This is a genomic window from Corallococcus sp. AB032C (assembly GCF_003668935.1).
Classification (GTDB): Bacteria; Myxococcota; Myxococcia; order Myxococcales; family Myxococcaceae; genus Corallococcus; species Corallococcus exiguus.
Map to the genome: position 1 here is coordinate 1 of NZ_RAWP01000186.1, position 9,524 is coordinate 9,524.

The 9,524-nt window shown below is 72.2% G+C and carries 7 protein-coding genes and 1 pseudogene; 3 read left to right on the top strand and 5 right to left on the bottom strand.

The window, feature by feature from the left end:
- The coding region (locus tag D7X99_RS40330) for a Sapep family Mn(2+)-dependent dipeptidase (protein WP_147476403.1) at positions 1-1,606 on the top strand (1,606 nt) is incomplete at its 5' end.
- A 7-nt stretch (positions 1,607-1,613) separates the two neighbouring features.
- Here the strand turns inward: D7X99_RS40330 and D7X99_RS40335 are convergent.
- Positions 1,614-3,644: an ATP-binding protein gene (locus tag D7X99_RS40335; RefSeq protein ID WP_304997997.1), complete on the bottom strand. Its 2,031-nt coding sequence runs from the start codon at positions 3,642-3,644 to the stop codon at positions 1,614-1,616.
- A gap of 268 nt (positions 3,645-3,912) precedes the next feature.
- On the opposite strand from D7X99_RS40335, the gene D7X99_RS40340 reads away from it, so the two are divergent.
- Complete coding sequence (locus D7X99_RS40340) at positions 3,913-4,875, top strand: ornithine cyclodeaminase family protein (protein WP_121782380.1); 963 nt, start codon at positions 3,913-3,915, stop codon at positions 4,873-4,875.
- A gap of 28 nt (positions 4,876-4,903) precedes the next feature.
- Here the strand turns inward: D7X99_RS40340 and D7X99_RS40345 are convergent, their stop codons facing one another.
- From D7X99_RS40345 to D7X99_RS40355, 3 genes are all read right to left on the bottom strand, one after another.
- Complete coding sequence (locus D7X99_RS40345; RefSeq protein WP_120581093.1) at positions 4,904-6,091, bottom strand: tetratricopeptide repeat protein; 1,188 nt, start codon at positions 6,089-6,091, stop codon at positions 4,904-4,906.
- A 123-nt stretch (positions 6,092-6,214) separates the two neighbouring features.
- A complete protein-coding gene (locus D7X99_RS40350) occupies positions 6,215-7,153 on the bottom strand; it encodes a hypothetical protein (RefSeq protein ID WP_121782381.1) in 939 nt (312 codons plus the stop codon).
- Positions 7,154-7,270: 117 nt separating this feature from the next.
- A complete protein-coding gene (locus tag D7X99_RS40355; protein ID WP_121782382.1) occupies positions 7,271-8,812 on the bottom strand; it encodes an FAD-binding oxidoreductase in 1,542 nt (513 codons plus the stop codon).
- A 149-nt stretch (positions 8,813-8,961) separates the two neighbouring features.
- Here D7X99_RS40355 and D7X99_RS40360 point away from each other — a divergent pair, with 149 nt between their 5' ends.
- Positions 8,962-9,261, top strand: coding sequence for a hypothetical protein (locus D7X99_RS40360; protein WP_169832855.1), 300 nt, complete (start codon positions 8,962-8,964; stop codon positions 9,259-9,261).
- Here the strand turns inward: D7X99_RS40360 and D7X99_RS40365 are convergent.
- A pseudogene (locus D7X99_RS40365) lies at positions 9,262-9,524 on the bottom strand (hypothetical protein); the annotation flags it as partial. It lies immediately after the preceding gene.

Below are 9,524 nucleotides of genomic sequence, written 5' to 3' on the forward strand. Positions count from 1 at the left end.
TCTCTGCCTCCTGGCCCCCACCGCCGCCCTCGCAGCCAAGGACCCGCGCTGCGCCGGCAAGCCCGCCGCCCGCGCCGCCCGCTTCTCCGACGCCGCCCTGAAGGGCGCCCCCGCCGCGGAGCGTTATGCCGCCTACGTCCAGGCCTGTGCACTGGATGACGTGGTGGCCCTCACCCAGACGCTCGTCCGCTTCAAGACGGTGAGCAGCGAGGCCCCCGCCGCGAAGAACCCGGAGGTGGCCGCCATGGGCCGCGCCCTGGAGGCGTGGGCGAAGCAGCACGGCTTCGGCTTCCGCACCGTGGGCAACAACGACGTCTTCGAGCTGTCCTGGGGCGAAGGCGAGCCGCTGCTGGGGCTCGTGTTCCATGGCGACGTCGTCCCCGCGCCCGCCCATGAGTGGAAGCGCGCGCCCTTCAAGCCCGTGGTGGAGAAGGGCCGCCTGTACGGCCGCGGCGTGGAGGACGACAAGGGTCCCATCGCCTCCGGGCTCGTCGCGCTGGCCATGGCAAAGGACCTGGGCCTCAAGCCCCAGGGCAAGGTGCTGATCATCATCGGCAACGGCGAGGAGAGCGACTGGTCCGGCATGAAGAACTACGCGGACACGCAGCCCAAGCCCACGCACGTCATCTCCGTGGACTCCGGCTACCCGGTGATGGCCGCGCAGTCCGGCTTCGTCGCGTGGACGCTGGAGGCGCCCGTGGGCGCTGCCCTCGCCACGCCGAAGGAGGGCACCGTCGCGCGCGCCGTGGACGTGAGCGCGGGCGAGTTCCTCACCCAGGTGCCCGGCACCGCCACGCTGAAGCTCACGCCCGTGAAGGGCCAGACGCCGGAGACGGTGCTCGCCGCCGTGAAGGCCGCCATCGCCCAGGAGTCCCCCTCCCGCAAGGACCTGAAGGCCGACGCGAAGCGCGAGGGCAACACCGTGGTGCTCACCGCCCACGGCGTGGCGGTGCACTCGTCCACCGCGGACGAGGGCCACAACGCGCTCTGGGACCTGTCCGCCGTGGCCTCGCGTCTGTCATTGGAGGACAACGGCATCGCGGCGCTGCTGCGCGTGGTGTCGAAGCGCTTCGACGGCGACCACCACGGCGAGAAGCTGGGCCTGAAGTACCAGGACGCGCTGATGGGCCCGCTGCTCGTGGCGCCCACCGTGCTGCGCGTGAAGGACGGCACCGTGTCCCTGGGCGTCAACATGCGCCGGCCGCAGGGCCAGGACGCGGCGGCCTTCAACGCGTCGCTGGACGCCGCCGCGAAGCGCGTGGGCGAGGACTCCGGTGGCCAGGTGAAGGAGGGCTCCGGCCGCTACCTGGGCGACCCGCATGTGGCGGACACGTCCGGCCCGCTGGTGAAGACGCTGATGGACATCTACCAGCGGCAGCGCAAGGCGCCGGACGCGGTGCCGGGCTCCATCCGGGGTGGCACCTACGCGCGGCTCTTCCCTCGCGCCGTGGACTTCGGGCCTGCGTTCCCCAACGAGCCCTACACCGGCCACGCCCCGGATGAGTCCATCGCGCTGGAGACGCTGGACCTGAGCACGCGCATGCTCGCGGAGGCCGTGCACACGCTCGCCATCGCGCCCGCGTCCGAGGTGAAGGCCGCGCCGTGACGGCGGCTCACGGCTTCAGGTAGCCCAGGGGCGGGGGGACCCGGGGCCAGCGCACGGTGAAGGTCGTTCCATCTCCGGCGGCGGTCTCCACGCGGACGCTGCCCCGGTGCACCTGGACGATCTCGCTCACGATGTAGAGCCCCAGCCCCAGGCTGCGGTGCTTGTTGCCCGCATTCGGCACGCTCGACTGCTTGAACGGGTCGAACAGGTGCGGCAGCAGCTCCGGCGGGATGGGGTCGCCCTCGTTGCGCACCTGCATCACCACGTCCACGGACTCGCCCGTGAGCGTGGTGACGACGGGCGAGTCGTTCATCGCGTGTTGCAGCGCGTTCACCACCAGGTTGCCCAGCACCTGCGTCACCCGGTCCGGGTCCCAGTCCCCCCACAGGTCGTCCCCGTGCACCTCCAGCACGAGGGGCCGCTCCGGATACACGACCTGCAGCTCCTCCAGCATGCCCTGGCACAGCTCCTCCATGTTCACGTGCTGGCGCGTCACCGGGATGCCACCGCCCAGGCGGCTGCGCGCGAAGTCGAGGATGTCGTTGATCATCCGCGTCATCCGCGCCGTGGCCTTGCGGATGCGGTCCACGGAGCGGCGCGCCGGCGTGTCCAGCGCCGGGACCTTTCCCAGCATGAACGCCGACGCGTTCACCGCGTGCAGGGGGTTGCGCAGGTCGTGGCCCAGGACGGCGATGAGCTCCTCGCGAAAGTCGATGGCCTGCTGGAGCGCGGTCTCCGCGCGCTTGAGGTCGGTGATGTCCACCACCGTGCTGCCCACGCCGAGCAGCGCGCCGTCCGGGGTGCGCACCGGGAAGTAGTCCGCGCGCCAGACGCCCGCGCGGCCCCGCACCGGATCCGGCCCTTCGAGGAGCACGTCCTGCACGGGCCGCCCGGTCTCCAGCACCCGCCGCAGCGCCCGCTCGATGGGGGGCACGGCGCCGATGCGGACCATCTCATGCAGCGTGCGGCCCCGGTGGTCCTCCATGGGCTTGTTGTTGAGCCGCGCCAGCGTGCCGTTGATGCGCAGGTAGCGCAGGTCCGGATCCAGGAACGCGATGCCCACGGGCGCCGCGTCCAGCAGCGAGTCCAGCAGCGCCAGCGACCGCTCGGCCTCCTGGCGTGCCTCGTGTTCACGCGCGTGCAGCTCCGTCTGGGCGATGTGCGCGGACGCCCGCTCCGCGACGGCGTGGAAGAGCAGCGTGTCCGCGTCGGAGAAGGCGAAGGCCGTGCGCGAGCCCATGTACGCCATGCCCAGGAGCCGCTCGCCGTCCATCAGCGGCAGGCCATACAACGCGCGCAGCCCCGCGCGGCGCAGCGGCCCCAAGAGGACGCGCGGGTCGGTGGCGGCCGAGCGGACGAAGAAGGGCCGCCGCTCCAGCGCCGCCAGCCCGCTCACGCCCTGGCCCACCGGCACGCGCAGGCCCTTCACCTCGTCCGTGCCCAGGCCCACCGCGGCGCGCACCACCAGCGCGTCGTCCTCCAGCAGCATCACCGCCGCGGTGTTCACGGTGAGCGCGGACTCCATCAGCCGGGTGAGCAGGCGCTCCAGGAGCGTCTCCATGTCCGGGTCGTCCAGCGTCGCCTCGGACATGCGGTCCAGCGTCTGGAGGATGCGCTGCTTCATGTCCCAGAAGAACGTCATCGTCCGGGTGACCACCCGGTCGAGCGTCTCCTCCAGCCGCGTGAGGTCGCCGGGCCGCAGCCGCTGCTCCAGCGCCTCCAGCCGGTGGAGGATGCAGCGGCGCAGCAGCGCGTACTCCTGGGCCACCTCGCCCAGGTTGAAGCCCGCGTCCATCCGGGCCGCGGCGTGCGCCGCCTCCAGGCGCTCGTCCAGCGCCTCCGGCCCCAGCTCCATCGCGTCCGCCAGCGCGGTGAGCAGCTCCGGCATGTGGTCGATGAGCCAGGGAGGGCGGGCGGCGTCGTTGCCGCCCAGGTCCCGCATCACCGCCTGCTGCCATTCCGTCAGCAGCGTGTCGTGGTTCGCGCGCAGGAACTCCGCCGCGGAGGGGCGAGGCCCGCTGCGCGCATGCTCATCCACGGAGTGTGAATCCGGCTCCTGCATCGCCAGTCTCCCCATGCCATCGCCCGGCCGCGCCGCCCCTCGCGCGAAGTCTGCGCACGGTGTGTCCGCCGCGCTTCGCCCCTGCGTCCACTGGAGGCCGCCGCCACGAGCCCTCGGCCGCCGGCTCCGGGCCAGGCCTCGGACGCACCGCCCGGCGCGCCGTTCACCTTCGTGCGCTCGGCCAGCCCTGGGGACGTTCGCGCCCCAGGGCATGCGCATGCTCGGGTAGGGTGGCCGTCAAAGCATGCCCACCCTCCTGCTCAACCGCTCCGCCGTGGCCCGCAACATCCAGGCGCTCCTGCTCCTGGACGACCTGCGCGAGGCCTTCCGCACCGACGCCCTGGCCCGCACGGTGGCCCCGCAGCGCGTGCGCGCGCCGCTGCACTCGTTGGGCACCGCCCTGGTGCTCTTCCCCGGCTGCGTGCCCGGCATCCCCGCGTACACGGTGAAGGTGCACGCGAAGTTCCCCGCGCAGAAGCCCGCCATCCAGGGCGTGGTGCACCTGCACGACCTGGTGACGGGAGGGCTGCTCGCGGTGATGGACTCCGGCCACCTCACCGCCGTGCGCACCGGCGTGGTGGGCGCGCTGGCCGCGGACGTGCTGGCCCGGCCGGACGCCACGCGCGTGGCGGTGATTGGCGCCGGCCGCCAGGGCGTGCTCCAGCTCAAGCAGCTGCGGCTGGTGCGCACGCTCAGCCAGGTGCGCGTCTACGACACCAACATCGCGCACGCGAACGCCTACGCGCAGCGCATGTACCAGGAGCTGAACCTGCCCGTGCGCGTGGAGACGTCCGTGGCGGATGCCGTCGCGGACGCGGACATCGTGGTGACGGCGACGTGGAGCCACCAGCCCTTCCTGCACGCGGGCATGGTGCAGCCGGGCACGCACATCACCGCGCTGGGCGCGGACGAGCCGGGCAAGGCGGAGCTGTCCCAGGACCTGCTCGAGCAATCGCTGTTCGTCTGTGACCACCGCGGCTTGAGCGTCTCCACCGGCGCGGCGGGCGCGGTGGGGCTCACGGAGGCCGCCATCCACGCGGAGCTGGGCGAGGTCCTCGCGGGCCTCAAGCCCGGGCGCACGTCCCAGGAACAGGTGACGGTGTTCGCCGGGGTGGGCCTGCCCTTCCAGGACCTGGCCACCGCCTGGCACGTGTACCAGTCGGCGACCGGCGACGAGGACGTGCCCACGCTCGACTTCAACGAGTAGCGCGGGCCGTCCGTCAGTCCGGCCTTCTTCAGGCCTTGGACAGCGTCTGGGAGAGGCGCACGGCCTCCTCGTGCAGGTCGGTGTCCTCCGCCAGCGGCATGGCGAGCACCTTCTGCACCAGCTCCTTCGCCTTCTGCTCCTGGCCCAGGCGCGCCTGCGCGAGCGCCAGGTTGAGCAGCGGCTCCGGGCGATCCGGGGCGCGGCGCACGGCCTCCTCCAGCACCGTCACCGCGCGCGGCAGGTGCGCGTTCGCCGGCTCCGAGGGGACGCGCAGCAGCAGCTGGCCCAGGTTGTTCGCCGCGCGCCAGCCATCCGGCGCCAGGCCCATGCCCTGCTCGTACGCGGCGATGGCCTTGTCGTACGCGGGCGGCTCCTGCGACTCGAAGCAGGTGGCCTCCGCCATCTTCAGCGACTCGCTGGCGACGCCCAGCGACGCCATGGTCTGGCACAGGTGCCGGGCCTGTTCGATTTGACCGCGCGCCAGCATCAGCTGCGCCAGGTTCGCCTGGGCGTCCGCGTCCTTCGGGCGCTGGGCCGCGAGCGCGGAGGCCGCCTGGTAGGACGTGCGCAAATCGCGCAGCGCCATGGACAGCACCGTCACGGACGCGAGCATGCGCGGCTGGTTGGGCACCGCCTTGAGGCCCTGCTCCAGCACCTTGCGCGCGTCCACCAGCTTCTCCTGGGCGGACAGCGCGTGCGACAGGCTCAGGTACGCGGGCACGAAGCGCGGCGCCAGCGTGAGGACCTCGCGCAGCGTGGCGAGGCCGGCGTCCGTCTGTCCCGCCTCCAGCTGCACCTGACCCAGCCGGTAGCGGAACACCGGGTTCTGGGGCGCCGCCTTCGCGGCCTGGGACAGGGCCTCCAGCGCCTGGGGCGCCTTGTCCTGCTTGATCAGCATCATGCCCTTGCCGAAGTGAGCCTCGGCGCGGTTGGGCTCCACCGCGAGCACGCCCTGGTAGGCCTTGAGGGCGGCGTCCAGCTGGCCCTTCTGGGCGGCGATGTTGGCGCGCACCAGGCCGGTCTCCGCCGTGGCGCCCTGGGCCTCCGCCTTGGCGAGCAGGCCCTCCGCCTGGGGCACCTTGTTCTCCACCAGCGCCAGCTTGGCCATCACCACCAGCGCGTCGCGGTGGTTGGGGTTCTTCGCGAGGAGCTTCTCGGCCTCGGCCTTGGCCTGGGCCACCTGACCCTGCGCGAGAAGGGTTTCCAGAGAGTTCATGATGGAAAGTGTCCCCCAGGGGGCGGGGGCTGTCGAGCAACGGGGAAAAAGGAAGGGCCTCGCCCGGATGGACGAGGCCCTGGGAAGAGCTTCAGGTGGGAGGCGGCCGGACGTGGCCTGCCACTACCACTTGCTCAGCACGTCCTTGATGCCTTCACCGACGTTCTTGATGCCCTCGCCGACGTTCTTGATGCCCTCGCCGACGTTCTGCACCGCGTTGCCCACGCCCTCGACGGCGGCCTTGGCGGCGTCGCCCACCTTGCCCACGTCGACGGAGAAGCCGAACTCCAGGCTGGCGCCGATGCCCAGCGCCGCGCCCACGTCGAAGTTGGCGGACAGCTTGCCGTCCTTCAGGCCGACGTTGGCCTCGAACTCCACGCCGATACCGGCGAAGGCTTCCGCGCCGGCCGTGACGGTCGCGGGCCCAATCTCCTGGGTGACTTCCGCGCTGGCGCGGGCGCCGGCGAAGGCCTCACCGTGCACGGAGGCAGCGGCCTGGCCGTGCAGCGGATCCAGCACCACCTGGCCCGTGGCGGTCGCCTCGGCGCCCACGTTGCCCTCGGCGCCCCACTCGGAGCGGCCCAGCGCCGTGTCCGCGTGGCCTTCCACGGAGCCGCGCACCAGGTCGGCGCGCACGTCCACGGAGCCTTCCGCGCCAATCTTGCCGTGCAGCGGGTCGATGGAGACGTTGCCCTGCGCGGACACGTCCGCAGTCAGCGCCTGGCCTTCCACCGTGTTGTGGAAGTTGCCGTTCACGTCACCGGAGGTGTGGGAGCCGGAAGCCGCGGTCCAGCTCTTGTTCCACTCACCGGAGGCCACCGTCTGGTCGAAGCGGCTGGTCTCCAGCTGCTTCTGGATGTCCGTCGTGGTGTTGGGGTTGGCCTGGTTGCTGGTGGTGACGCGGTTGCCCTGCACGCCGCGGTTCAGGTCGATCGTCGCCTCGCCCTGGGCCCGGTTCTGCGTCTGGGCCTGCACCTCGCGGCGCACCTGCGTCCCGTTGGCCGGGGCGGGCGTCGTGGGGTTCCGGAACACGGGGCGGTAGCGGTTGGTCTCGATGGCCATGGAAGGGGGCTCCGGCGGGCGCGATGCGCGGTGGGAAATCTTGTGACTTGAGAGAGTATCGAGGGCGCGCCTGAGAAAGTTTCCGCTCCTCTTTTTTCTTTCTGATCCGCCGCGCCCTCAGGGTTCGGATCTCCCGGGAGCCAGGATTCCCTCGGGATCGAACGCCGCCTTCAGCCGCTTTCGCACCTCCGCGGAGTCGTCTCGCACGGGCGGTGCGGCGTCCTGCGCCTGGAGTCCGGCTCGGGTCAGGTGGTACCCGGCGTCCGCCAGCTCGCGGGTGAGGGCGCGGTAGCAGGCCTGGGCGCGGGCGTCCTCGCCGCGGACGTCCCGGTCATAGGCGAGCGCTGCGACGAGGTAGACGCAGCGCGGGGAGTGGGCGAGGAGCGCCAGGTTGGGTTCGAACCCGAAGAGGCGGGGGACGCGGTCGGCGATGTCCGTGGCGCGCTTCGCCTCCGGGCCGGTGAAGGGGACGGCGACGGAGCACCAGATGAAGCCGCAGCGGTCGCGGTCCGGGTGCGGGTCCTCCGGCTTGGGGGTGCGCTTGCGCCAGTAGGCCATGGCGAGGTTGGTTTCGGTGGGGACGCCCTGGAGCGTGCCCTCGCCGAAGGGGGCCACCGGGCCGAAGGACAGGGGGCGGAAGGCGCCTTCCACGGCGCGGGCGAGCCGCTTCTCCAGCAAGGCGCCCATCTCCGCGTCCGGGGCGATGAGGGTGCCGCTGATGGCCCAGCGGCCAAAGCCCTCGCGGAGCTTCTCGCGGGCCCAGTCCGGCAGCGGCGCCCGGCCCACGGAGGGGTAGGGGAACTGCTGGGTGATGCTGTAGGCCTTGATGTCGTTCCAGAAGAAGAAGCTGCCCTTGAGCGTGCCGTCCAGGGCCAGGGCCTGGAGCCGGTCCACCATGTCCCAGAGCTGGGCGTCGTCGTTCACGGCGCAGAAGAAGTCGCGCAGCCAGGGCTGTTTGCGCGCCAGCCAGAACGTCATCCGCGTCACCACGCCCAGTGACGATTGGCTGAAGAGGCCGTCCAGCACCGGGCCCAGGCCCCAGCGGAACACAGGGGCGGAGCGGGCGCCGGGGAAGCGCGCGTGGCCCGTCTCCACGCGCTCGCCCGTGGGGAGCACGGCCTCCAGCGCGCACACGTGCTGGAAGATGTCCGCGTTGGGACCGGCCCCGTCGCCGCGCTCCAGCGCGTTGCCCACCATGCTCGCGTCCGGCGACCCGCCGATGGTGGTGATGAACGTGGAGGAGCCCTTGTCTCGCAGGTACTCGTAGGCCTGGCGGAACGTCACGCCCGGCTCCACGGTGAGGTACGCGAGCTGCTCGTCGTGCGCGAGGATGCGGTTCATGCGCCCCAGGTCCAGCAGCACGCTGCCGTCGCCGGGCGGCACGCGCGAGCCGTAGCCCCAGTTGCGGCCGGCGCTCACCGGGTACACCGGCACGCGGTGCTCGCTCGCGATGCGCAGGCACGCCTGCACCTGCGCCGTGTCCGCCGGCCGCACGATGGCGGGGATGCGCTGGGTGGTGGCGAAGGTGGCCGTCTGGGCGGCCTCCAGCGCTTCGGTGTCCAGGATGACGTGCGCTTCGCCCACGGCCTCCCGCCACGCGGCCAGGGCCGCTCGCAGGTCACCGGGGTGGGTGGGGGCCTTCGCTTCGGTCTCGCTCACGGGGCCGCAGTATGCCCGCGCGGGCGTCCCCCCGCTGGCTCCCCGGACGGCGAGCGGGCGGGCGGGCCCCGGGAAAGGAGGGTCGCCGGGTGGACACCGGCCGTGGTCGCTCCCTGCCGCGTGTTCATCTTCGGCGTGGGGAGGTGTTCATGGTCGGCTTCATCAATTCGCGCTACGGACGGTGGATTCGGATTCTGGCGGGCACGGGCCTGGTCCTGGGCGGGCTGGGCACGGGCACGCCCCGGGGCGCGGTGGTGGCGCTGACGGGCCTGCTGCCGCTGCTGACCGGCGCGCTGGATTTGTTCCCGTTGGGGCCGCTGATGGGCCTGCCCGTGAAGGGCGCGGACGTGCGGCGCGCGCTGGGGCAGCCGGAGGACGCACCGCTGCTCGACCTGGCGCACGACGGGGGGCGCTCTCCCTACGCGCCCCCCAGCACGCTGCTGCACTAGCTACTTCGTGCTCACCTGGAAGGGGATGCCGAGCGAACCGAACGGCTCCCCCGTCTCCGCGTCCACCAGGTTCAACTGGAGCGTCACCGCGTTCTCGCGGTGGGCCACGCCCTGGAAGTAGAGGAAGCCCTCCTGCGTGCCGCCGGGCTCCAGCGTGCCCTCCGGCAGTGCGTTGTTGAGCATGTCCGCGGTGGGCAGCGGCGGATCGTAGTAGTACGGCGCGCCGTAGAAGGAACTGCCCCAGCCCCAGGGCCCGCCGTACC

What these genes read in the sequence shown, in the direction of transcription:
- D7X99_RS40340 (WP_121782380.1), top strand. Translation starts at nt 3,913, where the DNA reads ATGCCCACCCTCCTGCTCAACCGCTCCGCCGTGGCCCGCAACATCCAG.
- D7X99_RS40345 (WP_120581093.1), bottom strand. Translation starts at nt 6,091, where the DNA reads ATGAACTCTCTGGAAACCCTTCTCGCGCAGGGTCAGGTGGCCCAGGCC.
- D7X99_RS40350 (WP_121782381.1), bottom strand. Translation starts at nt 7,153, where the DNA reads ATGGCCATCGAGACCAACCGCTACCGCCCCGTGTTCCGGAACCCCACG.
- D7X99_RS40360 (WP_169832855.1), top strand. Translation starts at nt 8,962, where the DNA reads ATGGTCGGCTTCATCAATTCGCGCTACGGACGGTGGATTCGGATTCTG.